A 25,687-nucleotide genomic window follows, 5' to 3' on the forward strand; every position below is an offset into this window, starting at 1 on the left:
GATCATCGACCTCCTTTGGCATTCTGCCCGGTAGAAGCAACAAAATATAAATGATAAATATGGCTATTCCTGCCACGATATACAGTGTCATGTACCCTCACCCACTTCTATTAATCTAAATCAATTCCTTTCTTTTAAAATTTTAGTGCCCATTGTAAAATACCAGGCTGTTTAGCTGTTTCGCAATAACCTGACCGTTTCTTTTTTACCATTTGTGTCTATTTTTAGCATCTTCTTCCTTTATATACCTACTATTTTCTCAGTCTATCATTAAAAACAGATTAGTATTTAGACTATTTTCTGTTAAATCTTGTTCTTAAAACGGCAGTTCTAAAGCATTCAAAGATTATCACATCAAAATAATCATCAGCCGCCTTAGTCTGCCACATCAAATATCTCCAACCTGGAGGTCCCGATAATGGGCTTTGAATCCCCATGCCTAACCCTCATCATCGTTAAAAATGCCAGTCCGACAAACAAAGCCCCATAAGGCATCAAGGTATGATATCCCAAATGTTCCAGTAGCGCCCCGGAAACAATCGGCGTGATCACCTGAGCCGCCATCGATGCCGTATAATAATAACCGGTATAGCGGCCAATGTTGGCGCCCTTGGACATTTCCAATACCATCGGTAGGGAATTGACATTGATCGCTGCCCAGGCAATCCCGGCCAGCGCAAAAGAGACGAACAACATCGGATTAAATCCCGTGTAAAATGCGGACGTTGCAAAAACCGTTGCCAGCACCACCACACCGACGATAATCATCTTCTTTCGTCCAATCTGAGAAGAAAGGATCCCGACCGGAATAAATGAAATGATTGCGGCAATACTGGCCACCATTAAAATCGATGCCGACTGCGATTCTTTCATGTCCAGTGAAACCATCGCGTATTTAGAAAAAGCTGTGGTTACGGCATTATATCCCATATACCATAAGGCCACCGATAAAAGGATAAAGCCCAAACTTTTTTTATATTCCTTAGGCAGTTTTTCATGGGTCACCAAGGTATCGTCATGCTCGGCTTCTTTAACATCAATTCCTAGCGCCGCGCTGTTGTGACGCATTCTGATGACTTCTCCCGGCTCATCAACGGTCAATTTAAGGATAATGACACCCACCACCATCACAAAGGCTGTACCAAGAAAAAGCGGCCAATAGTTGATATTATCTTTGTCTGGTGCCAACAGAGCCACCATCCCCAAAACCATAATCCCACCGACGGCACCCATCAGATTAATCACTGCATTGCCCTTAGAACGAAGTGGCTTTGGTGTCACATCGGGCATCAGAGCTACCGCCGGCGACCGATAAAAGGACATTGACAACAGCGCTAAAGCCAAGGCGCCAATAAACAACCCCTGCTTATTGGCGATAACTGCATAAGGAATAATCAGCATCGAAACGACTGCCATTACTGTGCCGCCTAAAATATAGGGCATCCGTCTCCCTATCCTGGTATTGGTGTTATCCGAAAGCATCCCAAATAAGGGTAGCATAAACAAAGCCAGAACATTGTCAAGCGACATCACTACACCGGCCATGGTATCACCAAATCCAAAGGCTTTTAACATAATCATTGGAATCACAAAATCATACAGGCTCCAAAATGCACTAACCGTCATAAAACCCAAGCCTACTAATACAGTGAGTCGGTAATCCAGCTTCATCAATATGCTCCTTTTTTCATCATGGAAAAAGTATAGCATTCCAACTAGATTTAATCAACGCACTTAACAATTCTTTAACAAATCTTCATAATTATTTATCGCATTTTCTGAACCGCTTGCCCATTCCGACCATCTTTGTGTTGATCGGTTTGATATGCTCTTAAATTATAAAAATGATCGCTGAAATTTCTTAAGCAATGCATTAAATTGCGATCACCTCCTTGTCAAGCAGATCTGAGTTTGATATACTGTAGAATCTTAATAGCATATAATGATCTTGGATACATCAAGCCTGATGCATTCATTAAAGTTTGTATAATCCTGGGAGGAAACAACAATGAAAAGAATTTGTGTTTATTCCGGCTCCAATCTGGGTGTTCGTCCGGAATACCAAGAAAAAGCAAAAGAATTGGGCCTGGTGCTCGTCAAGAATAATATTGAATTGGTCTACGGCGGGTCAAAATTTGGTCTGATGGGCGAAATTGCCAACCACATGCTCGACAACAATGGCTGTGTTACCGGAGTTATGCCCGGCGGACTTTTTCCCAACGAAGTAGTTAACGATCGTTTAACCCGATTTATTGAAGTAAAAAACATGCATGAACGCAAGCAAACCATGGCCGACTTATCCGATGGCTTCATTGCCATTCCTGGCGGTGTGGGTACCTTTGAAGAATTATTCGAAACCTTTAGTTGGGCGCAACTGGGGATTCATAAAAAACCGATTGGGATTCTCAACATTTCCAATTTTTTTGATCCCTTTATTAGCATGATGCAAACCATCGTCAACGAAGGCTTTATGTGCCCGTCTAATATAAAGCTGGTTCTGGTCGCATCCGATCCTGAAGAATTGGTCAATCAAATGACCCACTATACCCCGCCTGTTTTGGGCAACAAGTGGCAGCAACTAAAGCCCGCCTAAGCAAGATTAGCTTTAAGCAAAGATCAAACATCACCCTTGTCCAGAAAACGCCATTGGAATACAAATTCCAATGGCGTTTTTTATTTCCAACTCTTTCTAACGTTTTGCTGATTTAACTGACCTGGACTTTCATTTTTTTGCGAATTAACTTATAGATTTCCATTACCAGTAAAAGCAGCAGGGTAAACGCAAAAATTACCAACCATTCAAAAATTGAAATGGGTTCGATCTCAAGAATTTGTTGCATAAAGGGAATATGCATACTCAGAATATGAATCCCCTGAGCTGCCAAAACGCCCATCACCAAGATGTAATTACGACTGATCGGAACCTTAAATGCCGATACAAATTCTGACCGACAATTAAAGACATGAACATTCTCCATCAATACCATTGATAAGAGCACGATATTTCGAGCCTCCATTTGGCTCCAACCTTGAACAACGATCAGATAATACCAGAAGCCAAAAGCGATGGTTCCCATGGTAACACCAGAAAGCACCGTTTGACTAATCATCTGGGGATTAAAAATTTTCTCATCGGTTTTTCTGGGTTTCCTTTTCATGGCGCCTGGCTCGCCATCTTCAAAAGCCAGCGCCACCCCCTGGATGCCATTTGTAACCAAATTAAGCCAAAGCAGCTGAACCGCAATTAAGGGTAAGGGCATCCCGGCAAATATTGCCGCCATAAAAAGAGCCACTTCAGCCGCACCAGTTGAAATAAGTAAATAAATTACTTTGCGCACATTATCATAAGCGAATCGCCCTTCTTCCACGCCCGATACAATCGAAGCGAAGTTATCATCGGTTACAATCATCGAACTGATTTCTTTAGCAACATCCGTTCCAGAACCCATGGCAACACCAATATTTGCACGTCTTAAAGCTGGGGCATCGTTGACCCCGTCACCGGTAACGGCCACAAATTCGTCCTGGTTAATCAGAGCTTCTACGATTTGTAGTTTCTGGGTGGGTGAGACCCTGGCAAAAACATGGGTTGAATTAACCAGGTTTTTAAATTCATTGTCAGCAGCTGACCCCGCTTTACTTAATTTCTTGCCGGTTACCACACCCTCATCTTGGTTAACAATCCCGACCTCGTTGGCAATCGCCATTGCCGTTTTAGGGTGATCGCCGGTGATCATGATTACCTTTATTCCAGCCTGCTTACATTCCTCGACAGAAGCAACAACCTCCGGTCGTAAAGGATCAATGAAAGCAACCAAGCCCTGAAAAACCATTGCTGGCAGATCCTCATCTTGATACTGATCTTTCTTTTCATAACGCGGATGTTTCACCCCGGCAACTCCTAATACCCGGTAGCCCTGAGCGGCCAGCGCTTCTGCCTGTTTTTCAATCTTTATCCGATCAAGGTCAACCGTTTTATCCTCACTTTCCATTTGATCACAAAAATCAAGTATTTTTTCTACAGCACCTTTAACCGCAACAAAAGTGGTCTGATCTTTTTCATAAAAAGCCGCTGAAAACTGGCGTTCCGATTCGTAAGGAATCAACTCCAGTAGCTTGTTTTCTGACTTTACCGCTTCCGGTGATAAACCAAGTTTATAGCCCAGTCCTAAAAAAGCCACATCCATAGCATCGCCATAATGCGTCCAAGTACCATTTTCCTGGGTTAGGGTTCCTTCATTTGCCATGATAAAGGAAACCGCCAGCTTTTTTAAGCGCGTCTGCTGCTGATCGGAGATCTGCTTTTTCTGTTCTGTCTCAAAACTTCCTTCGCCGTTATAGCCCTGTCCTGAGATTTGAAAGCCCTGTCCATCTGGCAAAAAAACCTGCCGTGCTGTTTGTTGATTAACCGTCAATGTCCCTGTTTTGTCGGTGGCAATTACGGTACAGCTGCCCAGACTTTCGACCGCTGGCAGTTTTCTAACGATAACGTTGCGTTTTGCCATTTTCGATGCCGCAATCGAAAGCGCTACCGTCAGCGCTACTGGAAGACCTTCGGGAATCGCTGAAACCGCCAGTGCCAGCACCACAAAGAAGATTGCTGCAAAATCAAGTCCCTGCAGTCTTAGCAGTACTGCCAAAAAAACACTGATTAGCAAAACCACCACACTGATCTGCTTGGTGAATTTCTCCATCCGCGTGACCAGCGGAGGCTTTGCGCTTTCAGACTCATTCAGATGCTCGGCTATTTGACCGACTTCAGTGTTTGTTCCTGTCCCTACCACCATACCAATTCCTCGGCCTGCAGTAATCACTGCCCCCGCATAAGCCATGTTTGTTCTTTCAGCGATGCTGATATTTTCCGGCAATCGACCAGTTTTTTTGCTTGCTTCAACGGATTCGCCAGTCAAAAAACTTTCATCGGAAGTAAGGTTCTTGGCTTCCAGCAGACGCAAGTCCGCCGGAACCTTATGTCCCGATGTCAACAAAACGATATCCCCAGGAACAAGCTCCTCGGAATCAATTTCAAACTCTTCATCACCCCGCCTGACGCTGGCCTTAATCTTTAGTAGATCCTGCAAACTGGCGGCACTCTTTTCAGCATTATACTCCTGATAGGCTCCCAGGCCAGTGTTTAGAATGATGACGATTAGAATAAAAATAGCATCCTTGGCATCGCCTAAAGCCATCGATAAAATTGCCGCCGCAATCAGAATAAAGATTAGCGGGTTCTTTATTTGATGAAGCAGAATTGTCCAGACTGGCGGCAATTTTTTTAAAGGTAAGGCATTAGCACCATAAATTGACTTCCGCTTGACCGCTTCTTCCGGTTCAAGTCCGGCTTGATCACTCCTTAATTCTTCAAAAATAACCGCTTCTTCAAGAGCGTGCCAATTTTTAAGGTTAGCATTTTCTTCTTGCGACTGTTTCTTCTTTTGTTCTTGCATAAATTGCCCTCCACATAAAAATGTACTTGCTTATTAGATACCCTAATTCTCAAGAATCCAACATCTTTCTCCTTGAGTCCGATTCCATGCCATGGCGATTTGTTGGCGCGACCATTTGGCAAGCGTCTTGAATTCGTTTTTCGACGACACCGCTTAAACTTTCATCTTGACACTGTCTAGATAATCCGTTATAATCTTTACGATGTCAAGATTGTAAGAGGATTATCATGTCAGAAAAACCCTATCACCATGGCAACTTAAGAAACAGCCTGATTGAAGCAGGCACTCATCTCTCCGTAGCCTATCTTGAAAAAATCCAGGCTCCCGAAAAACACTGCTACATTTTTGAAGATTCCGCCCACAGCCCCATTTTTGAAGAACCGGATCGATCAATTGCGATTTTGAAAGAACTACAGATAAATTTCTAAATACTTTGATGATCAAACGTGATCATTGTTATCGCTCGCAAAAATGATTTAAGATTAATTTAAGATGCCGTTATGCCCCCTGTCAGAATGGATTGTAATAATGGAGATCATCAATGATCTCGAAAGGAGTAGCGTCAGAATGACAAGCTTTATTATTTTTAGTCTGCTGTTGATCTCACTGTTGCTTGTTTTACTTACCGTGATGATCCTGACCATCAAACTGTTTATCAAAAAAAGAAAGGGAAGCACGACCGCTAGAACGGTTGTGCATCTAAAAAAAATGGGTATTTTCTGCTGCGTTTTGATTGTTGGCATATTTAGATTTTCACTCTTTAGTCAAGCTACCGCTCACACCCCTGCGATTCTCAATGAACAGGGGCAGATCAAATCAGGAAGCATCTCGGAGCTGACACAGATTGAGTTAAACGGGCGCAAAGAATGGGTCAGCATTCGCGGAGATAATGCCCAGAATCCAGTTTTGTTATTTTTAGCCGGCGGTCCAGGAGGATCACAAATGGCTGCCGTGCGCCATGATCTGGCCGCTCTTGAAAAGGACTTCGTGGTGGTCAATTGGGATCAACCCGGCTCTGGAAAATCTTACTATGCAGCAAAAAGAAGTCAATTGACGATGGATACTTATATCGAAGACGGCTACGCCCTTACCGAATACTTATGTCAGCGTTTTTCCCAGGAAAAAATCTATCTGCTGGGCGAATCCTGGGGCAGTGCCCTTGGTATTTTTCTGGCCGATCAATACCCTAACCGCTATCATGCGGTTATTGGTACCGGACAAATGATTGATTTTTTAGAAACCGAAATCATCGATTATAAGCTGGCTCTGGAAATTGCCCAGAAAAAAAACGATACCGCTAAAATCGATCAGCTACTGGCTAACGGCAGCCCTCCCTATTACGGAAAAGACGTTACCTTAAAAAGTGCCGCCTACCTGACCTACCTGACCTCATATATGGGTGAAAACTCTGAGATCCATAACAATGGTTATAATACCCTTCGTGATATTTTCTCGCCGGAATACAGCATCATCGATAAGATAAATTTTTTTCGCGGGATTATCACCACCTTTAACCACGTTTATCCGCAACTCTACGACATCGATTTGCGGCAGTCATATAAGAATTTAGACGTCCCAACATACTTTTTTCTCGGCCGGCATGATGTTAATGCACCGACCGCATTGGTGGAAGAATATGTGACCATCCTCAATGCTCCGGTTAAAAAAATAGTCTGGTTTGAGCATTCTGGACACAACCCTTGGATCAATGAAAGCAATGCGTTTATTGAGGAATTATTGAAAATAAAAAACACTATACATGAATGATAAATCCGAATAGGACGAGGCGATCAGACTTGGAAAAAAATAGAGACTATTTAACAAATGCGCATAGTCGTAATCATATGATTGACAAATTAAAGGAACTGATTGGCAAAAAATCATGGTTCCATCTTTACTGTGTTGATGTGGATTCTTTTAGGAAGGCCAATCGACTTAAGGGTTTCCAATTGGGGGATGCCTTACTGATTAATTTATTTCAAAACCTCTGTGCATTATGCCCAGCTTCGGTAATCTTCCGTTCCCATGGCGACCAATTTTTTATGATTATCGAAGAACCCCATAAAAAGACTCTCCTTGATTTTCCCGACTGTTTTGATTGTCAGGGCTATAACTATACGGTTAGTTCGGGTTTAGCAAGGTATCCTGAGAGTGCTTCAACATGGAAAGACTTAATTCTTTATTCTGAATTCGCCAAAGAAAAAGCGAAAGCATCCAAAGGAAATTCGTTACTCACGTACGAGGATATCAATTTAGAAAAGCATGAACTCCACGACTATGTAGAGAAGCACATTCATCACTTCTTGAAAGAAAACTGGTTCTACCTTCTATTTCAGCCAATTATTTCAGTGACCGAGAAAAAAATAGAAGGCTATGAAGTGCTGATGCGGTGGAATGACCCCATCTATGGGGTCATCTCGCCAAATGTTTTCATCCCCATTGCTGAAGACAGTGGCATGATCATCCCCTTAACAAAAAAATTGCTTTGCGAGTGCAAGCGGATCTTGCTCTCATCTCCATGCTATTTTGAATCGCGTTATTTAGCAATCAATATTTCGGTGATTGATTTGATCAGTGATGGGTTCATCCCTTTTTTGGCAGATCTGTTCCAAGAGGATGAAGCGCTGCTAGCAAAGTTGGAATTCGAAATTACCGAAACCTATTGCTTCAAAAATTTTGATCTCCTTAAAGAAAAATTTCAACAGCTTCAAAGCCTGGGAATAAAAATATCAATTGATGATTTTGGAACCGGCTTTTCTTCATTTGAAAAATTAGCAAATCTGAATTTTAATCGGATTAAAATTGATCAGGTGTTTATCAGAAATTTGCCTGATTCTGAAAATGATCTCCTGATCCTTCATTCGATTGCCTCTTTAGCCAAAAGTATGAGCCTAAAAACAACCGTTGAAGGTGTGATGAATCATCATCAACAAGCATGTTTGAATCAGTTTTGTTTTAATTCCTATCAGGGCTATTATTTTGCAAAACCATTACCTTTAAATGAAGCCCTGTCGGTTCGAGCTGAAGATATCGAAAGAAAATGCAAATTAAGGAGCAAAAAATGAACAAAGACGTTATTATTATCTGCGAATCCATTTACCATGGCAACACCATGAAGTTGGCTCGGGCTTTTTCCAACCGGCTGCAATGCCGCCTGATAACGGCCGATGAAGCCCTGCTCATCGATCTTAAAGCGTATCAGATTGTTGGGCTTGCCTCAGGTATATATTTTACCTCGCATCACCCCAAAATCATGGCGATCATCGATCAACTAAATGTCAACCATCAGACCTTCATCGTCTCAACTCGCGGCCGACCGTATTTAGGTAATTATCATGCCGCCATTAGAGATGCCTTAGCAAACAAAGGGGTCGAAATAATCGGCGAATTTTCAACCAAAGGTTATGACTGCACCGGACCCTTTAATCTAATCCGCGGTGGCAACATCGGCCGACCAAATGAAAAGGATCAGCTTAAGGCGATCAAATTCATCAATGAGATCCTGCCAGAATATATCCGCGATCTTACTGCTGTTCCCAATGGACGAAATGTAGCCATCACTTCACAATGTGTTGGCTGCGGCAGCTGTCAAGCGATCTGCCCGATGAACGTCTTTGCGATAACAAATAATCGCGCCGAGATAATCAATGTACATGAATGTATTCATTGCAGCCTATGTCAGCGAGGATGTCCGGAACAGGCAATCCTGATTCGTCATAGTGCCCGTGAACTAATCGCAATTGCCAAACACCACTCCAGACGAAAAAGTCTGTAGTCGATGGCTATCCTTCGTTCGGATATCAGGATACTGAGGCTATCATATTAGTACCGGGTTTTGTATTGGGATTATTTTTCCCAACAAGCTACACGGGTGAGCGATGTGCTGCACCCCTTATAAAGGAGCAAAATTATTATGAAAAGACTTGCTTGTCTTACTATCGTTTTTATCATACTACTAACATTTACTGGCTGTGAAGTTCCAAAAGGCGGCGTTATAATCAATGAAGAAATTGGAAGTAAAAAATTTGAGATTGAGTTTTCAAAGTGGAATAATGAAACCGATTGTGTGATGCCACTGAAGCAAAATGATGAGATACAGATCGAAATCATCTGCCAAAGTGGTAGCTTGTCGCTTGAAATATGCGATCAGAAAGGTATCAGAGCCTTTACCGGTACTGGCCTTGATAAAACTTCATTCAGCGTAAAAGTACCCAGTGATGGGGATTATTTGATCACGATGAAAGGTAAAGATGCGAGTGGCACTATTGATATTGAAAATTTGTCGCGGTAGTTTTCTGATCTCAAAAGTATCAGTCGGTAATGCAAACACTACTAACCCAGCAATGAGTTTCAGTTCTTTCAGTTTATGCCAGATCGATCATTGTTCGTGATTAAGAGATCATTCTAATGGTCTTTAAAAAGACCTAAAAGGCTATGACTTTCGTCATAGCCTGATCCATTGCTCGGGATGATTCATGGACTCCTGAAATTTTTCCAGGAATAAGCCCACATGATAGCCATCAGCAACGGCGTGGTGAACGGTAATCGAAAAAGGCATCATTTTTCTGCCGTTTTTTTCAAAATATCTGCCCGCCTGCAAAATAGGAAAATAATAATCAGCCTTGGCATAAGGTATCGGTGAATAACTGGTAAACTGTGTCCACGGCAACATCCCAACCATAAAGCTATTGGGCGGTGGCAGTTCCGGTTTTGCCAGAATCCCGTGGTTCCCGGAATATTGTTCCTGATCATTCAGGTAGTTTTGATAAAAGCTTTCAAAATCCGGTACATATTCTGTCCACATGTTCGACATTGTTTTGTCATCCTCGTGAAAACAGGCATAGGAGGGATGTAAGACCTCATAATACCCCAGCTTATCATCTGTTTTTGCTACTCGAAATTCCGGCTGCTCAGTTATCAGTTTTGCCACCAGATAAAGATAAGCAGGAAAAAACTTTTTCCCTGAAGTTTTAACTTTTTGATAGGTCTCAGTAATATCGATCTCCACATTTAAGTTAAACCCGGTGGGTAGCATTTCAGTAAAATAATAAAAGTATTGTCTCCGATCCCAGGTTTCAAAGTCAATGGGATGTAATTGTGTGTTCATTTTTTAGTTCTTCCTTTTGTTTATCAATCCATATTTTAAGTAAATTCGCGATGTCTTCATTTAACTCCCGCTTATAATGCCCTTTGCACAAATGCTTGCATTTACTCACAGTACCCAAAGACCATCATTGCTGCAATAATAGTACAGTTTACTGCCATACTTCTTGCCCAGCTTTCCGCCACTCATAATAGGCAGTCGTATCGCTGCTGTTTGCTCCGGATACAGCCTGACAAACATGGTTCGATCAGTCGACACATAAGCCACAAATGAAAGAAAATGGTATTTACTCATTTCATGATCAAAGGTGATATAGTATTCTCCATCATCATCCTCTACTATCGCAGTATGCTTTTCGTCGGCCGGCTTAGCCACCAGTGGAGCCAGTTTGCGTCCACAACAGGAAAGTTGCGCTTCACCAGTCGTACTGATCACATTTCCGCAGTTTGGACAAACATAAAATTTCGTCTTCTTCAAGTTTCCTGTTTCCATATCATTTAGTTCCAATTCTCCTATTAGTATTTTTTCAATATTCACCCCAAATAGTTCCGATAGCTCCCTAAGCAGCGATACATCCGGACAACCCAGACCGCGCTCCCACTTCGAGATTGTTTTATCACTGATGTGCATCCGATCGGCAACCTGTTTTTGGGTCATTTCTTTTTCATTTCGTAACGCTTTCAGTAGTATGCCTACCTTCGTGCAATCCATAATCGTACCTCCATATCAAATATCATAGCTGAACGTAAAAATTTATTCAATCAACGCTCCGTAGAGTTTGTAGCTTTTTATATTGTACATGAGACATCTAAAAAATACATCATGAAATAATTCATGATATTTTTAGCGATAGCAACAGCTTTCTGAAACCACAAGCCGACCACCAATGTCAAACAAACGTTCGAATTTGCTTGACTTTAGTGGTCGTAAATGTTATTATATTTTCATAACTTACCAGGAGGGTTACATATGGAATTCGTAGTAGATAAAAATAAAGTACATGCTATTATGAAACAGAAAAATATCAAGACACAATCAGAATTAGCGGAGAAATTAGGTGTATCAAAAAATCAATTATCTGTAATTCTGTCAGACAAAAGCAACCCTTTAAAGCGTAATTATCAAAAGTTATGTGAAGTTCTTGAAGTGAGGCCGATGGATATCATCGTTCCTAAAGATCGTATTAAAAAAAGGATCGAGAAACAGCAAATGATTTCCGAATGCGAATTAACTTATGTTGATGTCAGCACGATCTCAGCTAATCGAAGCTATCATTCAATTGAACTTTTTGCAGGCGCAGGCGGTTTAGCACTGGGTTTGGAAAAGGCGGGATTTGATGTAAAAGGGTTAGTTGAAATTGATAAGTACGCCGCCCAAACCTTGCGCGAAAATCGACCAGATTGGAACGTGATTGAGGATGATATTGTTTCGGTATCTGAAAAAGGCATTAGAAATTACTTGCGTTCTGATTGCAAAATTGATTTTATTTCAGGTGGATACCCGTGTCAGGCCTTTAGTTATGCCGGTCATAAATTAGGTCTCGACGATGTACGTGGAACAATGTTCTTTTATTTCGCAAAAATAATTAATGATTTGAAACCGAAAATATTTTTAGCTGAAAATGTCAAGGGTTTAACAACACACGATAATGGTAAAACCCTGCAAACCATGATCAGTATCTATGAAAATATGGGCTATAATGTGACCTGGCATGTTTTAAAAGCAACGGATTACGGTGTCGCACAAAAGCGGGAGCGCGTTGTTATAATTGGAATTTCAAAAGACATTGATGTGCCTTATCGACTCCCAAAAGAGTATGAATACAAACCAGTTTTGAAAGATGCCTTAAAAAACGTTCCGCTTTCGATCGGCGCAAAATATCCTGAAAATAAGTGCAAGGTACTAGACTTAGTTCCAGCTGGAGGCTATTGGCGAGACTTGCCGAAAGATATTGCTAAAGCCTATATGGGAAAAAGCTACTATTCTGGTGGTGGAAGAACGGGCATGGCAAGAAGAATTTCTTGGAATGAACCAAGCTTGACCTTAACTTGCAGCCCCGCTCAAAAGCAAACTGAAAGGTGTCATCCTGAAGAAACCAGACCATTTACAGTACGAGAATATGCCCGAATTCAAAGTTTCCCAGATGAATGGCAGTTTTCAGGTTCAATGGCACAGCAGTATAAACAGATCGGCAATGCCGTCCCTGTAGAATTTGCAACTGCGATTGGATTATCAATCATCGATGTATTAAACAAAGCAGAGCTTTAAAGCTCTGCTTTATCAATTTCAATTGCTAATTTTTCAATAACGGAATTAAGCAATGCACGACCATCATATTCAGCAGCAACTTCGTCAATCGCAGCGGTTAACTCGTTATAAAAGTCAGCATCGCCGGTCAAACGAAACCAGAAATCCTGACCAATATAAACAGGATAAACTTCTTGTATTTTTTTATAATGATTACTCAGATCCTTCTCTTTTCCATAGAAAACTCCCACAATTAAATCGTTAAAACCAATGTTGAGATTATTGGTCCTCGCTAAATTTTTCACTCCTGAAAAATGATCTGAAATAGTTTTGACATCGTCCTTGTTTATGGTATTCGGGCCTGCTTTAATTTGGCAATATTTTTTTCTCCCATCAGTAAAATCTTCGAATTCAATATCAATACCTGAAGTTGTTGATGCAAACCCCGATAAGATATTGCTACAAAACTTTTGTAACTTTGTGCCGAAGGTCGTATTGATTGAGGTGCCTAGAACTCGTGCGTAAACTAAAGCGGTTGCTTTGCTTTTTGAAGAACCATCACCTAATAAAATGTTAGCTTTGTAACTATCTAAAAATGGATTAAGGTTAAATTCATTCAAATGTTCAAGTTTTTTGGTGTTTTTTCGATGACTTTCGGCAATCTCTTCCCTGAAAAATTTTTTCCAGTTCTGAATAATCTCCAATTTATGTTTGCGTGCTGCAATAATATTATCAAGGCCATCCTGCCCAAGTTGTTGATATAAAATAAACTCCGATTCACTTAAACCAAAATCATTATATTGACTACTTCCTTCACAGATACAATCTACCTGTTTATTAAATTCATCAAAAGCTATTTCATTATTCATATATTGCTCAAAGAGAGTTTTTTTCACAGCAAACCTCCGGTGACTAAAATTGTGAACTTTATTATACTTTAAGCGTCGATAAAAGTAAACTATGCTTAATCTCGCGCCAGAAATTCAACAATATTCTGATGTTAATCCCATTTCGGCTCCGATCAAAGACTTCCATCGTCAGCATATATTTGGGGAAATTATCGTTAATCACTTCAAGCGGGCTGACTCTTACAATGGTGGTTTCTTCTGCCTATCGTCATCCATTCTCAAATTTAATTCCAACCTTAACCGATTTTAGTTTATTTCAAACAGTAATGGTGTGTGATCCTGGCGTGGTCCTGAATCAATCATTTCTGATTTAATGACGCGATCGACAAGGCGGTCACTGACCAGCCAGTAATCAATTCTCCAGCCCGAATTATTCACTTTGCTTGTTTTTACCCGCTGAGCCCACCAGGAATAAACTCCGGTCACATCGCCATGAAGGCGGCGAAAGGTATCGGTAAAGCCTTTGGCCAGGAGCTCGCTAAAGCCCTGCCGTTCCTCATCGGTAAAGCCCGCCGAATGGCGGTTATTCTCAGGGTGAGCCAAATCAATTTCCTGATGGGCGACGTTAAAATCTCCAGTTGCAATGACCGGCTTTTTTTGATCTAAAGCGGCCAGATAATCGGCATACTTTTTGTCCCAAGTTTGTCGATCAGCCAGACGATTCAAGCCGTCCCCAGCATTCGGGGTATAAACCTGAGTCAGGAAAAAATCATCAAATTCCAAGGTGATGATGCGACCTTCTGCATCCATGGTGCCTGGTGCGTCAATCACCGGCATGGTAACGGTTGGGGTCAGATCCTTCTGATATAAAAACATGGTTCCGGCATAACCCTTGCGAGCCGGTTCGACTGAACTGTTCCAGACAATTTCATAATCTGAAAATAGGTCGCTCAGAATTTCAAAGTGTTTTTTTGTCGGTCCCTTACTCGGTAGCTTTGTTTCTTGGATAGCAATCACTTGTGGCTGGTGCTCAATAATGCTCTCCAATACCCGCTGTGATAATAGCGCCCGTGCTGATTCACCGGTTAATGCCGCATTTAATGAGTCAATGTTCCATGAAATAAACTTCAATCTATTTTCTCCTCATAGCCTATGTTTAAAACAGCGTTTCCTTGTTTAAACATGTTATTTTTTTATTATTTATCATCTCATAAAATCCATGCAGAAACAATTAATTTTCTTTAGATCTCACCAATCTGATAATTCCCCTTGTAAATATTCCCCAGCCCGCCGTCGATGGAGATGGGATCCCCTGATTTGAAGCGATGCCCATTGATGGTACATTCTTTGGTTGAATCATTAACTTCGAGACCCTTGCATTTAACAATACAGACCTTGCCGACGCTGGCGGCGGCCACCGCGGCATGGGAGGTAACCCCGCCCTTGGCCGTAATCAGACCGTCACAGACAAAGATTAGCGGAATATCATCGGGCACGGTGTCCGGCCGCACCAGAATAATTTTTGACTCAGGAGCGTTTTGTTTTAAGCTTTCCATATCGGCCATATCAAAGGCCAAAAGTCCTGACAACACGGCACTGCTCATGCCGATGCCGTGACCGACCAGTTCCATTTCATGAGGTGCCAGCAGAAAACCGGAAAAGGAAGTTTGTTTTTTGAGCTTCTGATTCCTAGTCTGCAGAATATACAAATCATCAGGGTGCTCGGATTCAAAGGTAAATTCTATTTCCTGGTGGACAAAGCCATACTCTTCGATCAGCCGTCCGGCATAACCGATCAGAGCCATATAGATTTTAGGGAATCCCGACTCTAGTGACATACTACTGTCCTGATAATCCCGGTTTCTTTGCGACTCGCTAATGGGCAGGGTATTGACCAGTCCGGAAACCACATCTTCGCCTTGACTGCAGAGGGCAAAATCGCCATAGAGATTAATCCCGGCACACCCGTTAAAGGGACTGCTGGTAAACACCACCCCAGTGCCGGAGCGAGCCGAGCGGTTCCCCAGCACCATTTTCTGAACTACCACGGCGGTTCCCCAGTCCTTTGCAATCTGCAGATGGTCGCGATAGTAAACCGCACTTTGGGAAAACCAGGAGTCTAAAACTGAGCGAATCGCCTGTTTTAGCTGCTGAAACAGGTTGCTTTCGATTTCGATGTCATAGTCATTTAGAACCATTTTATAGCCGTAAGCGACGGCCTTCATCTGATCGGGACTAAAATTGATTTTGAGATCGACGTCCCATTGTTGCTTGTGTTTCTGCATCACCCGGTCAAAAACATCGCGGTCGATCCCGTAAGCCATCCCCCAACTCTGGAGAAAACGGCGGTAACAATCCCAGGCCGTCCAGCCACAGCCCTCTCTTTGGCTAAAGGCTTGGGCGATTTCGTCATTCATCCCGACATTCAAAAATGTTTTCATCGCTCCCGGCAAAGAAATCGACGAGCCCGAGCGGATCGAGAAGAATAAGGGATTGTCGGCATTACCAAACGATTGCCCCGTAATTTTCTCGATGACTGCAATATGCTTCTCAATACGCAAATCCATATCACGCATCATATCCGGGTGACCTTCAATGGTTTCCTTATGCCTGAATACTTCGGTGGTAATTACAAATCCTGGTGGCACATGAAATCCATAGGTAATCAGTTTTTTTAGAAAATAGGCCTTGGCTCCCAAAAAAACCGGATTGTCAATTTCTGCGGTGCTTTCGGTCAGCAGACTAAAGGTGATGTCCGGGTCATAGGTCATCATGCTTTCAATAAAGGTGCTCGAATAGTTTTTCATCATGCTTCGAAGCCCGTTGATGGTGTCGGTGATAAAGTTATCCAGATCCTGAACCAAAAAAGCGGTCGACAGGTTGTCGCGCAGAAATTTCTCTGATTCGATGTGATAGAACTTGCGGCTGTCTCCAGCCATTTCCACCTGTTTTGAAGCGAGAACCTGGGGAATAATAACCTTCATCGGGATTTCAAAGAGATCAAAAAAATATTCACTGATCATTTGTTTAATATCATTGGCCATAAACTGAAAAATATTGATGTACTGGTGGATCGAAAAGCTGGGCGAGGCCAGCCCAAATTTAAGCATATCCAAATGGGAATTAAAGCCTTGATTGTAAATACCATCCAGCTCCAGCCCATCCTTAAATAGCAGCAGGATCTGATAAATCTGACGAAAGGTTTTGGCGGTAATGTATTCTGCATTAAAAGGCTGGGTGACCTGAGTCATCAGTTTTGCAACCGTTCTTTCGAGCCGGTACATCAGACCCAGGGCATCAAATTTAGGCTCCACATATTCGCCGTACATCGAGGGAATATCGGCCGCGATGTGCCGCTTGTAATAGATGTTCTCTGAGGCTTCACTGGGACGGGGATCCTGAATAATCAATTTGAGATGGTTCATGTGTTGATAAATCTGGCGAATCGATGCTTCCTTATCGCCTTTTTTAAGACTTTCTTTTAATTCGGTCAAATCCCCAGTCAGATGGGGGCTGTAACCGCTGAGCATGACCAGGACATCGTCAAATTCAAAGGAATATTTTTCCAGCAGCAGGAAGTAAACCCTGAAAAGATAAAGCACCCGTTTGCTGTCGAGCGATTGGTCTGATCCAAAAGCTTGCAACACCTCCTGGATTATATCAATATCCAAACGGAGCAACTCGGTTGGGGGGGCTTTTAATTCCTGGCAAAGTCGAATCATCGTTTGATGAGGTCGGATAAACCATGGGCTGTTCTGATCGAGACCTTCATAAATTTCCTGGGGGATCAGCTCTTGTAGCGGTTCCTTATTGCCGTCATACCAGTAGGTGATGATTTTCCGGGCCAGATCGATATGGGTATTGTTGCTTTCGATATGAATCTGCTTGCGCATAAAATGGATCAGCCGGTCTTTGCGGCGGGAAGCCTCATCAATGGCAGTTGTCACATCCCGAAGCTCACCCTCAGCGCCGATTTCCCGAAAATAGACCGGAAAGATCCGCGCCAGTTGTTTGATTTCCCGATAAACCGGCGTGATCTGGCCATTTAACAGCCGGGTAATATCCCGCTGAAAAAGATCGGTGTCGGAAATAAAGATCCCGCCCAGCTTGAGGTTGACAATCAGGGCTGCCAACAGGACCCGCATGGCTCGGGGGTTTTCTTCAATTAACTCCAGCCAGACCCGAATGTTTTTGACGTGATTGGAATCAATCAGAATCTGCCAGTCGCTGTTGAGACTTAATTTCCCCGGGTAGTTAAAGCCGAGACTGATCAGCGCTTTGGTGAAATAGTCAATATTGGTGGCATCCCCGGTGGCAATAATTTCTTTGCCGAGGGTGAGAATGCAATCCAGTACGGTGCCGCCATGGTCCACATTAAGTTCCTGAAACTCGGCCATAATGGTATTAATAAATTCGGTGATATCGTTAGCATCCAGTTCATCAAAGATGTTGCGCAGATTGCGGTTGATATCATAAATCAGATGGTCGTTCAGAGTTGCCATGCCGGGTAAATGCAGCAGATAATACAAATAGTAGATGGTTTCTAAATGGGTAGGGAATTTTTCTGAGAAACTACGGAAATAAGCGGCAATGTCATTAAAAAAAGGCAGCTTCTGAAGCTCACTCCAATTGCTGGCCTGTTGGCGCTGGGCTCTGAGCTCCCCAAAAAAGACATGTCCGATGGCCTGGATGTCTTCTACCTTCATATGGGGAAAAAGTTTTTGCCGGGAATCAAACCACGTATCAGCCAGGGAGCTTTGATCCCAGTAATCAATGCACTGATCGAGCAAGTTTGTGGTGATCTCTACCAGCGTTGCGCTAAATTCTGGTTCCGCCGCCACCTTATTCAAATAAATTTTAAATACGCCGGAATTTTTGACATAAAGAAGTTCGTGCTGAGCCATGTCTTCTTTGAGAACATCAATGCACAAAGAAATTATTGCTTTGGGATATTCGTCAAGATTGGCCAGGCGATCCATAAACCGGATCAATACCTGACTGAGCAAGACTCGTTGGCTGTCTTTTAGTTTAGAATCCAGCACTGACCGGATCATCTCCACCAGTACCGCCAAGGCCTTCTCGGATTCTTCCAGCTGATGGTAGAGCCAGAGATCGCCAAGACAAATGGTCTGCAGCGACTCAATGACATAACGATTGTTGCGATACTTATGATTGAGCTCAACTAAAAATTCCTGGGTACGCTTATGAATCCCCCAGTAGTCTTTTGATAATTCGCCGAACCATCGCTGAATTTCCGGGATCTCGGTGACACTTTCCCGGGTCTGATTAAGATTGGCCTCTAAAGCCTTGGAAGAAAACACGTTTGCCATTTTTCTATCCCCCTGATTACAATCGATTCGCTTAAATAATTATTTTCACCGTATTTCGATCCGCTTCATTGGTCACGCTAAAGGATTTGGCGTAATTTTTAATGATCGCCAATGATAGCTCATTCTCCTCTGCCTTTTCTAGTTCATAGGCATCACCTGCAAAGCTGGCCTCGATGGTGATCTCACCACTTAAATCTGAATACTCCACCAAAAGTGTTACCCTGGTCTTGGGAAACTCCCGCAGCAAGATCGCCAGGATCAGTTCCTCACAAACCAATTGAACATTCATAATCTGCCGATCGGTAAACATCTGCTTTTTAAGGAAGGTTTCGATTTTGGCATTGAGTTCATAGAGGTCAAAGCCGCTGCCCGCCGCGATATATTCAAAGGACGAAATTTTTCTTATAAACGCCCGGGTTCTGGCCTTCTTGGGATGGTCAAATATTTCTGCCGGTGTTCCGTCTTCGTAGATCCCCTTTTCATCCATATAAAAGACCCGGCTAGAAACATCGCGGGCAAACTTCATCTCATGGGTCACAATCATCATCGTCATCCCGCTTGATGCCAGCTTGCGGATAACCCCCAGAACCTCACTGACCATGGTGGGATCCAAGGCCGAGGTGGGTTCGTCAAACAAAACAATCTCCGGTTTCATCGCCAGGGTTCTGGCAATCGCCGCCCGCTGTTTCTGGCCACCCGATAATTCGTCGGGAAAGGCCAGTGCTTTTGACCGGAGCCCGACCATTTCCAGATAAGCCAGCCCTTCATCATAAGCCTGTTGCCGGGGCATTTTTAATAAATTAACCGGCCCTAGCATCAGGTTTTCAATGATCATCAGATGGGAAAAGAGGTTAAAAGACTGAAACACCATCCCCATTTTCTGGCGCAGTCCCGAGACATCGGCATTTTTAGTCAGGATGTTTTGGCCATCAATGACAATCTCGCCACTTGTCGGGGTTTCCAGCAGGTTGATGCAGCGCAGAAAGGTTGACTTGCCGCAGCCCGATGGCCCGATGATCGAAATCACTTCGCCTTCTTTTATCTCGGTGCTGATGTTCTTAAGCACTTCTAATTCTCCAAAGCTTTTGGACAAACCATTAATTGTTATCATTCTGCCACCTCCGCTACACTTACTTCTGGATCAACAATCCCTTTGACCAGCCGTTTCCGGCGTTTAGGATCAATCGAAACTTCAATTTTTCCCAGCGCGATAATAAACAGGTAGGTGATCACAAAATAAATAAAAGCAGTCACAAAGAGCGGGAAAAAGGCATCAAAGGTACGGCTCCTAATGATATCTGTCATCTTGGTCAAATCCTGAATGGCAATATAACCGACCACCGAGGTCATTTTTACCATGCTGATAAATTCACCCTTGAAAATCGGCAGAATATGACGCAGCGCCTGGGGCAAGGTGACCTTAAAAAAGCTGGATACTCTAGTAAATCCCAAGGCATAGGCAGCCTCTAGCTGTCCCTTGTCGGTGGCATCGATGGCGGTTCTAAATATCTCTGCTGAATAGGCGGCGAAATTAATCGAGAAACCCACCACGGCGATGAGAATCGGGGCAATATCGACTGAGGCAAACAAAATATAATAAAGGATCATCAGGGTTAGCACAATCGGCACCCCCTGAATCAGCCGGATATAAACAATCGCCAGCCCGGACAATATCTTTGACCGGGATCTGCGCATGGCACAGATTACCGCCCCCAGAATGCTACCAAATAATAGTGACAACATCGAAATGACGATGGTCGTCCACAACCCCTGCAGAACCAACTTATAGCGATCTTCGACAATAAAGGTTTTGTTAAAACTATCCTGAAGCGAGCTAAAAAAGCCGGTCAGGAATAAGCCCTCTCCCGAAGCGCTACCAGGATATGCTTTATTCTTAACAAGCGCCACGGCGCGATCTGATTTAAGCGGTGTCAGGAATCGGATCGACTCTGCTCGTTCCGGTGTATAGGCCAGGTAGAAAGCCAGGTCAATCTTGCCAGAGGTAAGGCTGGGAATAAGGGCTGAAAAATCCATCGTTTTAAGATCTAAATTCATTCCCAGTTTGGCTGCCAGGATTCTGGCCAGATCGACTTCCAGTCCCACCAGCGCATTATCTTTATAGTAGGAATAAGGGTAATCGTCGCCGAGAACACCCGCTACCAAGGTGCCATTCTCACCCGTCAAGGTAACCGGCGTCAGCACCTTTTGGGCCTCATCACTGCTCATCCATTTCTTTGTTAAAGCATCCAATGAACCATCAGCAATCATGCTTTTCACTGCCGCATCGAGCTTGTCCCCCAGCTCAGTGCTGGTTTTGCTCATTCCAATAGCAGCTGAGTTATCCGCATACGGCGCCAAGGCCAGTAGGTCGGGATTTTGTTCGATGATCTCAGCTACCTTGGACTCACTGGTCAGCATCGCATCAATCCGATCGGCTTTCAGGGCTTCTGTCATCGCTGAAAAATCGTTGAATTCATATTCCTTTGCATCATACAGGGGACGGAAATTATCGATGTGCACCATCCCGGTAATAAAGCCCACCCGTTTGCCGTTAAGTTCATCGTTGCTGGTGATGGTATCGTCGGCCGCTTCTAAATTTCCGGCATACATGCTTTTTCGCACCATCACGCTGTTATGAAGCACCACATAGGCATCACTGTAAAGCACTTCCTGTCCCCGTTCATCGGTTTTAAAGAAGTCCGAGATGATAATATCCCCTTTGCCGCTTTGGAGCGCCGGGATCATCGCGGCATAATCCATGGTAATGATTGTATAATCGAAGTTGGCATAGTTAGCAAGGCGCTTGATAAACTCAATGTCATAACCAGTAAGCTCGCCATTTTCATAATAATTCATTGGTTCGGTCATGCCGTTGGTAATGATTGTCAGCTTCTTCTCCGGATTCTGGGGTTTGGGAATATCAGGCATCACGCCACCAATGTTATCAATCCAGCGGGTCACCATTTCATCGGCGGTGCCATCCTGATGAAGCTGTTTAATAAAAGCATTGACCTGGTCATTAAGCCCCGTATCACTCAACCTGACCACAGTAGCAATTTCAATATTGCCGAGTTCCTCTGGAAGTTTAACCAGATCAGGATTGCTAAGCAGAATTCGGTCAACCCCGGAGCTGTCATAAATAACCGCCGTGGCCTTGCCACTTTTAAGCGCCGCCACCCCATCAATAAACTGGGTAAAATAAGAGATCTCGGCATTGGGCATAAACGCTTTAGCCACTTCTTCTGGCGGTGTTCCCTCAGGAACACCGATGATATAGCCGGCCTGGTTTAAGTCACTGCTGCTACTGATCTTCGCTTCATCTGCGGCTGAACAACCGCTGATCAATATGATTACAAACCCTAACATTAAGGCCAAAAGTTTTCGTCTACTGGGCATTGCCGCCTCCTCAATTCTGTCTTTTTTACAACCAATCCCGGTGATCGGGATCATAACCCTTGGTTTAACCAGTAAATACTTCATGTTCACGATCCCAAAATTTGCCTGTTATTCTGTCGGATGACTTAACTTACATATTTTTTTATCGACAAAATATTTTTGCTTTCTTCAAAGCGATAGTCCACCTCATCCATGGTTTTTTTAACCATCAGCACACCTAGCCCCCCGATTTGACGCTCTTCAGCCGTCAATGTGATGTCCGGATCGGGGTTATCAAGGGGATTGAATGACTTACCATAGTCAATAAACTGGATCTCTACCAGTGGCGGGTTACCATAGGCATCAAATTGAATGATTACCTCGCCGTCATCTGGAGCATAGGCATAGTGGGCAATGTTTGTATATATCTCTTCTACCGCCAAATCAACCTGAAAGATCATTTTCATACCGGCACCAACTGCCTCCAGTTCGGCATCGATAAATTCGAGAATCTCAGGCAAATTTTTTGTCGACGCATCAACGATTAATTTCTTCATATTATTGATCTCCTTTACTGTTGGTTAACAAATCTACCGGAGTACCCATCACGTCAATCGTTTTTATGGAATGAAATCCGAGCCTCTCGTAAAATTTCTGATTGTCCTTGATATTGCTATTTTCCAAATAAATGGGACAGTCACTAAACTTTTTAATATCATATTCCATCAGTGCCCGACCCGCACCTTTTCTCACCGAAGCGATCATAAATAGATAATGATGCTCTTTGTTGTAATGATACCGCTCGGTGATCAACGCTTCATTCTTGACCATGATCAAACTTTTGATCTGCGCCAGCATCAGGAATTTGATTAACTCTTTAAACATTCCACTGGCAAGGGCACTGCGGATACTAAAAAAGGGTCTGCCCTTGTGGTTCCAAATAGAGACCCCGACTATTTCATCCTCAGCAACTGCCACATGAATCTCCCCATTGCGATTGTAGTAGTCAACCATCAATTTGATGTATCGGCAAAGATCTTTCTCATTTTGAAACACGGCTAGATAGAGGGGATCGTTCTTAAAGGCATTGCACAAGACATCAGCTGCCTTTTTTAAGTTGCTTTTATCTAACTTTTTGTCCCCTATTGTTATCATATGTACCTCAAGAAAATATCGTTATTGAGTTCAAAAAGTGTTACCTTATCTTTGGACCAAATCGGCTTTCCCCCAAGATATAGCATATTATTAACACCATCGGCGGTGATTGCAAAAGCGATTATTTTTCCAATCGGACAGCCTTCGATGTTTTTTTTCTTCAGATAATCCCTGATTGAATTGACTAATAAGTTTGAAACTCCCTGCTGTTGAAACGCCTGCTCAACAACTATATCAAACAATAGAATATCGTTATCCCTTCCCTTTTCTAAGGGAATCACTTCTGTGTCGTTCAGATTGTCATCGATATACTCCTGGTTATCGACAGCCCGTTGATAAATGCCGGAATCGACACTGAAAAAACAGGTAAAACCAATCAGCACATTATCAGCGAATGCCGCAATAAAACCGTCTTTAAATTTTAAAAATCGTTTTTCTGCCATCCCTTCATTTGATATGATGTTATCTCCGAAGCTTTTACGATCTAACTCCATAATGGCTTCAAAGTCCTGCATCGATAAACGCTCACCCTGCTTTATAAGAATATCCATTTTTCTACTCCTCAAGCTTAAATCCCAGCATGGTGATATCATCAAACTGTGGTTCGGTATCGGCAAATTCATCCACATCTGCTAAGATATCAGCGCACAGGGATTTAATATCATGCTCGTCTTTTGAAGCAACCAAAGTTTTCAGACGTTCCAGTCCATAAAACTCATTTTTGGTATTATTCGCCTCAGGGATTCCATCGGTATAGAGATAGATGATATCGCCTTTTTCGATTTGCGATTCATTCATCTTGTATTTTGCCGTTTCCATGCCGGCGCAGACAAATCCTTTCTTGCCGGTAAGCATTTCAACGGTGCCATCTTTTTTCCAGATTATTGCTGGATCATGTCCGGCATCACACCACTGGAAGACCCCTGTTTTGACGTTAATAACAGCAATCAGCAAGGTCACAAACATGCCCTGTTCGTTGTTGTTGCACAGGTTGATATTGGCTTCAGTCATGACCTCATCGACAGGCAAGCGTCTGAGCACCAGGTCTTTTACCGTTGCTTTAGTCATCGCCATAAACAAAGCCGCTGGAACCCCTTTTCCGGAAACATCCCCAATGGTGATGCAAAAGTGATCATCATCGACGAAAAAGAAGTCATAAAAGTCGCCGCCCACATCTTTAGCCGACCGCATCGAGGCATAAAGGGTAAACTCGTTTCTGTCGGGATACTCAAAATTCCGGGGCAGCATCCCTTCCTGAATCAGGGTGGCAATCCGCAGCTCGGTTTCAATCCGCTCTCGCTCAGAAGTGGCACTGGTCAGTTCTTTGATATAACGGATAATATCACTGGTCATCTTGTTGAAGGCTTCGGCCAAAATTTCGATTTCATCACCCGTTCTTACTTCGATATTCAAAGCGACAATCTCACTGAGGTTATCATCGATATTGGTATTGACAAAATCGGTAGCATTATCAACAATCACCTGCAAGGGATCAATAATCGATTTGTTGAGAAATAACAGATAAATGGTGATAAACAGAATTAAGATCAGTGCAGCAATGAAAGAAACCAGAATAATATAATTAAGAAGGGTTGAATCGATATCATCCATAGACATATCTGCCCCAACAATCAAAACCGCATTCCCTTGCGCGTCTTTTAACACATTAACTGCAGAAATCAGATATCCAAACTCGCTTTCATTTGTGATAATTGTCTTAATTTTCTCAGAACCGGAAAAAAACTGATTAGCGGCATCAATGTCTTCCTGCGGAAAATAGTCCGCACCCAAAAAATCACCAAATACAAAATGACCGATCGTCCCCGGTTTAGTTCCCTGACCAAAAACTTCAAACCCCTTTTCAGTGGGTACGTAGGCATAGAGGTATTCCAACTGGTTCTGTTCCTGAATGATCTGCAACTCTTTAATAAACAATTCATAATCAGCATCGGTCTGGCCGGTTTCAAAATACTGGTTGACCTTATCAACCGGAACAAGGACTGAAGCCGTATTCACCAATGCGGTGATATGTTCTTCATAGCGCTTAAACATCGAATCCCGATAACTGAAATAAGAAACCAGCACAATCACCAGCGACAACACCAGTGCCAGAATCATACTGGCTGAGGCAAACTTGGTTTTTAAACTGATTCGACGAATACTTTTTTGTTCTTTCATATA

General features: G+C 42.9%; 19 protein-coding genes and 1 pseudogene. 7 read left to right on the plus strand and 13 right to left on the minus strand.

Annotated features, from left to right (window positions below; translation table 11 throughout):
• Positions 1 to 375: 375 nt before the first annotated feature.
• Positions 376 to 1,671 (minus strand): MFS transporter, encoded by a 1,296-nt coding sequence (locus tag QZ998_RS05215; RefSeq protein WP_296558622.1) that lies wholly within the window; start codon positions 1,669 to 1,671, stop codon positions 376 to 378.
• Positions 1,672 to 2,008: 337 nt separating this feature from the next.
• On the opposite strand from QZ998_RS05215, the gene QZ998_RS05220 reads away from it, so the two are divergent.
• Positions 2,009 to 2,593 carry a TIGR00730 family Rossman fold protein gene (locus QZ998_RS05220; protein ID WP_296558624.1) on the plus strand — a complete coding sequence of 195 codons (585 nt, stop codon included), beginning with the start codon at positions 2,009 to 2,011 and terminating at the stop codon, positions 2,591 to 2,593.
• A gap of 112 nt (positions 2,594 to 2,705) precedes the next feature.
• On the opposite strand, the gene QZ998_RS05225 is transcribed toward QZ998_RS05220, so the two are convergent.
• Complete coding sequence (locus tag QZ998_RS05225; protein WP_296558626.1) at positions 2,706 to 5,447, minus strand: HAD-IC family P-type ATPase; 2,742 nt, start codon at positions 5,445 to 5,447, stop codon at positions 2,706 to 2,708.
• A gap of 227 nt (positions 5,448 to 5,674) precedes the next feature.
• Between QZ998_RS05225 and QZ998_RS05230 the strand changes: the two genes are divergently transcribed.
• The 5 genes from QZ998_RS05230 (at position 5,675) to QZ998_RS05250 (ending at position 9,738) form a co-directional block, all read left to right on the plus strand.
• Positions 5,675 to 5,875, plus strand: coding sequence for a hypothetical protein (locus QZ998_RS05230; protein ID WP_296558627.1), 201 nt, complete (start codon positions 5,675 to 5,677; stop codon positions 5,873 to 5,875).
• Positions 5,876 to 6,014: 139 nt separating this feature from the next.
• On the plus strand, positions 6,015 to 7,214 hold the full coding sequence (locus tag QZ998_RS05235) for an alpha/beta hydrolase (protein ID WP_296558629.1): 1,200 nt from the start codon (positions 6,015 to 6,017) through the stop codon (positions 7,212 to 7,214).
• 29 nt (positions 7,215 to 7,243) lie between these two features.
• The gene (locus tag QZ998_RS05240) at positions 7,244 to 8,512 is read left to right on the plus strand and encodes a GGDEF domain-containing phosphodiesterase (RefSeq protein WP_296558631.1); all 1,269 of its coding nucleotides are present in this window, start codon (positions 7,244 to 7,246) and stop codon (positions 8,510 to 8,512) included.
• On the plus strand, positions 8,509 to 9,222 hold the full coding sequence (locus tag QZ998_RS05245; RefSeq protein WP_296558633.1) for a 4Fe-4S dicluster domain-containing protein: 714 nt from the start codon (positions 8,509 to 8,511) through the stop codon (positions 9,220 to 9,222). Before QZ998_RS05240 ends, QZ998_RS05245 begins: the two co-directional genes overlap by 4 nt.
• 138 nt (positions 9,223 to 9,360) lie before the next feature.
• The gene (locus tag QZ998_RS05250) at positions 9,361 to 9,738 is read left to right on the plus strand and encodes a hypothetical protein (RefSeq protein ID WP_296558634.1); all 378 of its coding nucleotides are present in this window, start codon (positions 9,361 to 9,363) and stop codon (positions 9,736 to 9,738) included.
• A 153-nt stretch (positions 9,739 to 9,891) separates the two neighbouring features.
• On the opposite strand, the gene QZ998_RS05255 is transcribed toward QZ998_RS05250, so the two are convergent.
• Complete coding sequence (locus QZ998_RS05255; RefSeq protein ID WP_296558635.1) at positions 9,892 to 10,554, minus strand: chloramphenicol acetyltransferase; 663 nt, start codon at positions 10,552 to 10,554, stop codon at positions 9,892 to 9,894.
• A gap of 105 nt (positions 10,555 to 10,659) precedes the next feature.
• Entirely contained in the window at positions 10,660 to 11,262 is a 603-nt protein-coding gene (locus tag QZ998_RS05260; protein WP_296558636.1) for a helix-turn-helix domain-containing protein, read from the minus strand.
• Between the two features lie 258 nt (positions 11,263 to 11,520).
• Between QZ998_RS05260 and dcm the strand changes: the two genes are divergently transcribed.
• On the plus strand, positions 11,521 to 12,819 hold the full coding sequence (gene dcm / locus QZ998_RS05265) for a DNA (cytosine-5-)-methyltransferase (RefSeq protein WP_296558638.1): 1,299 nt from the start codon (positions 11,521 to 11,523) through the stop codon (positions 12,817 to 12,819).
• On the opposite strand, the gene QZ998_RS05270 is transcribed toward dcm, so the two are convergent.
• The 9 genes and pseudogenes from QZ998_RS05270 to QZ998_RS05310 form a co-directional block, all read right to left on the minus strand.
• Positions 12,816 to 13,694, minus strand: coding sequence for a PmeII family type II restriction endonuclease (locus tag QZ998_RS05270; protein WP_296558640.1), 879 nt, complete (start codon positions 13,692 to 13,694; stop codon positions 12,816 to 12,818). The two genes, dcm and QZ998_RS05270, sit on opposite strands and share 4 nt — an antisense overlap.
• A 258-nt stretch (positions 13,695 to 13,952) precedes the next feature.
• On the minus strand, positions 13,953 to 14,777 hold the full coding sequence (locus tag QZ998_RS05275; protein WP_296558642.1) for an exodeoxyribonuclease III: 825 nt from the start codon (positions 14,775 to 14,777) through the stop codon (positions 13,953 to 13,955).
• Between the two features lie 110 nt (positions 14,778 to 14,887).
• Positions 14,888 to 18,976 (minus strand): PEP/pyruvate-binding domain-containing protein, encoded by a 4,089-nt coding sequence (locus QZ998_RS05280; protein ID WP_296558643.1) that lies wholly within the window; start codon positions 18,974 to 18,976, stop codon positions 14,888 to 14,890.
• 394 nt (positions 18,977 to 19,370) lie between these two features.
• Positions 19,371 to 20,087 (minus strand): annotated as a pseudogene (locus QZ998_RS05285) (amino acid ABC transporter ATP-binding protein); the annotation flags it as partial.
• Positions 20,084 to 22,456 (minus strand): ABC transporter permease subunit, encoded by a 2,373-nt coding sequence (locus tag QZ998_RS05290; RefSeq protein WP_296558645.1) that lies wholly within the window; start codon positions 22,454 to 22,456, stop codon positions 20,084 to 20,086. The gene QZ998_RS05290 and the pseudogene QZ998_RS05285, both read right to left, overlap by 4 nt.
• A 41-nt stretch (positions 22,457 to 22,497) precedes the next feature.
• A complete protein-coding gene (locus QZ998_RS05295) occupies positions 22,498 to 22,908 on the minus strand; it encodes an ATP-binding protein (protein WP_296558646.1) in 411 nt (136 codons plus the stop codon).
• A 1-nt stretch (position 22,909) separates the two neighbouring features.
• The gene (locus QZ998_RS05300; protein WP_296558647.1) at positions 22,910 to 23,506 is read right to left on the minus strand and encodes a GNAT family N-acetyltransferase; all 597 of its coding nucleotides are present in this window, start codon (positions 23,504 to 23,506) and stop codon (positions 22,910 to 22,912) included.
• Positions 23,503 to 24,057 (minus strand): GNAT family N-acetyltransferase, encoded by a 555-nt coding sequence (locus QZ998_RS05305; protein ID WP_296558648.1) that lies wholly within the window; start codon positions 24,055 to 24,057, stop codon positions 23,503 to 23,505. Before QZ998_RS05305 ends, QZ998_RS05300 begins: the two co-directional genes overlap by 4 nt.
• Positions 24,058 to 24,061: 4 nt before the next feature.
• Complete coding sequence (locus QZ998_RS05310; RefSeq protein ID WP_296558650.1) at positions 24,062 to 25,684, minus strand: SpoIIE family protein phosphatase; 1,623 nt, start codon at positions 25,682 to 25,684, stop codon at positions 24,062 to 24,064.
• Positions 25,685 to 25,687 lie beyond the last annotated feature (3 nt).

It is taken from the genome of uncultured Acetobacterium sp., from assembly GCF_927416815.1.
Taxonomy (GTDB): Bacteria; Bacillota; Clostridia; order Eubacteriales; family Eubacteriaceae; genus Acetobacterium.

Coding starts and splice junctions, on each gene's coding strand:
- QZ998_RS05215 (WP_296558622.1), bottom strand. CDS start 1,671: ATGAAGCTGGATTACCGACTCACTGTATTAGTAGGCTTGGGTTTTATG.
- QZ998_RS05220 (WP_296558624.1), top strand. CDS start 2,009: ATGAAAAGAATTTGTGTTTATTCCGGCTCCAATCTGGGTGTTCGTCCG.
- QZ998_RS05225 (WP_296558626.1), bottom strand. CDS start 5,447: ATGCAAGAACAAAAGAAGAAACAGTCGCAAGAAGAAAATGCTAACCTT.
- QZ998_RS05230 (WP_296558627.1), top strand. CDS start 5,675: ATGTCAGAAAAACCCTATCACCATGGCAACTTAAGAAACAGCCTGATT.
- QZ998_RS05235 (WP_296558629.1), top strand. CDS start 6,015: ATGACAAGCTTTATTATTTTTAGTCTGCTGTTGATCTCACTGTTGCTT.
- QZ998_RS05245 (WP_296558633.1), top strand. CDS start 8,509: ATGAACAAAGACGTTATTATTATCTGCGAATCCATTTACCATGGCAAC.
- QZ998_RS05250 (WP_296558634.1), top strand. CDS start 9,361: ATGAAAAGACTTGCTTGTCTTACTATCGTTTTTATCATACTACTAACA.
- QZ998_RS05255 (WP_296558635.1), bottom strand. CDS start 10,554: ATGAACACACAATTACATCCCATTGACTTTGAAACCTGGGATCGGAGA.
- QZ998_RS05260 (WP_296558636.1), bottom strand. CDS start 11,262: ATGGATTGCACGAAGGTAGGCATACTACTGAAAGCGTTACGAAATGAA.
- dcm (WP_296558638.1), top strand. CDS start 11,521: ATGGAATTCGTAGTAGATAAAAATAAAGTACATGCTATTATGAAACAG.
- QZ998_RS05280 (WP_296558643.1), bottom strand. CDS start 18,976: ATGGCAAACGTGTTTTCTTCCAAGGCTTTAGAGGCCAATCTTAATCAG.
- QZ998_RS05290 (WP_296558645.1), bottom strand. CDS start 22,456: ATGAAGTATTTACTGGTTAAACCAAGGGTTATGATCCCGATCACCGGG.
- QZ998_RS05295 (WP_296558646.1), bottom strand. CDS start 22,908: ATGAAGAAATTAATCGTTGATGCGTCGACAAAAAATTTGCCTGAGATT.
- QZ998_RS05300 (WP_296558647.1), bottom strand. CDS start 23,506: ATGATAACAATAGGGGACAAAAAGTTAGATAAAAGCAACTTAAAAAAG.
- QZ998_RS05305 (WP_296558648.1), bottom strand. CDS start 24,057: ATGGATATTCTTATAAAGCAGGGTGAGCGTTTATCGATGCAGGACTTT.
- QZ998_RS05310 (WP_296558650.1), bottom strand. CDS start 25,684: ATGAAAGAACAAAAAAGTATTCGTCGAATCAGTTTAAAAACCAAGTTT.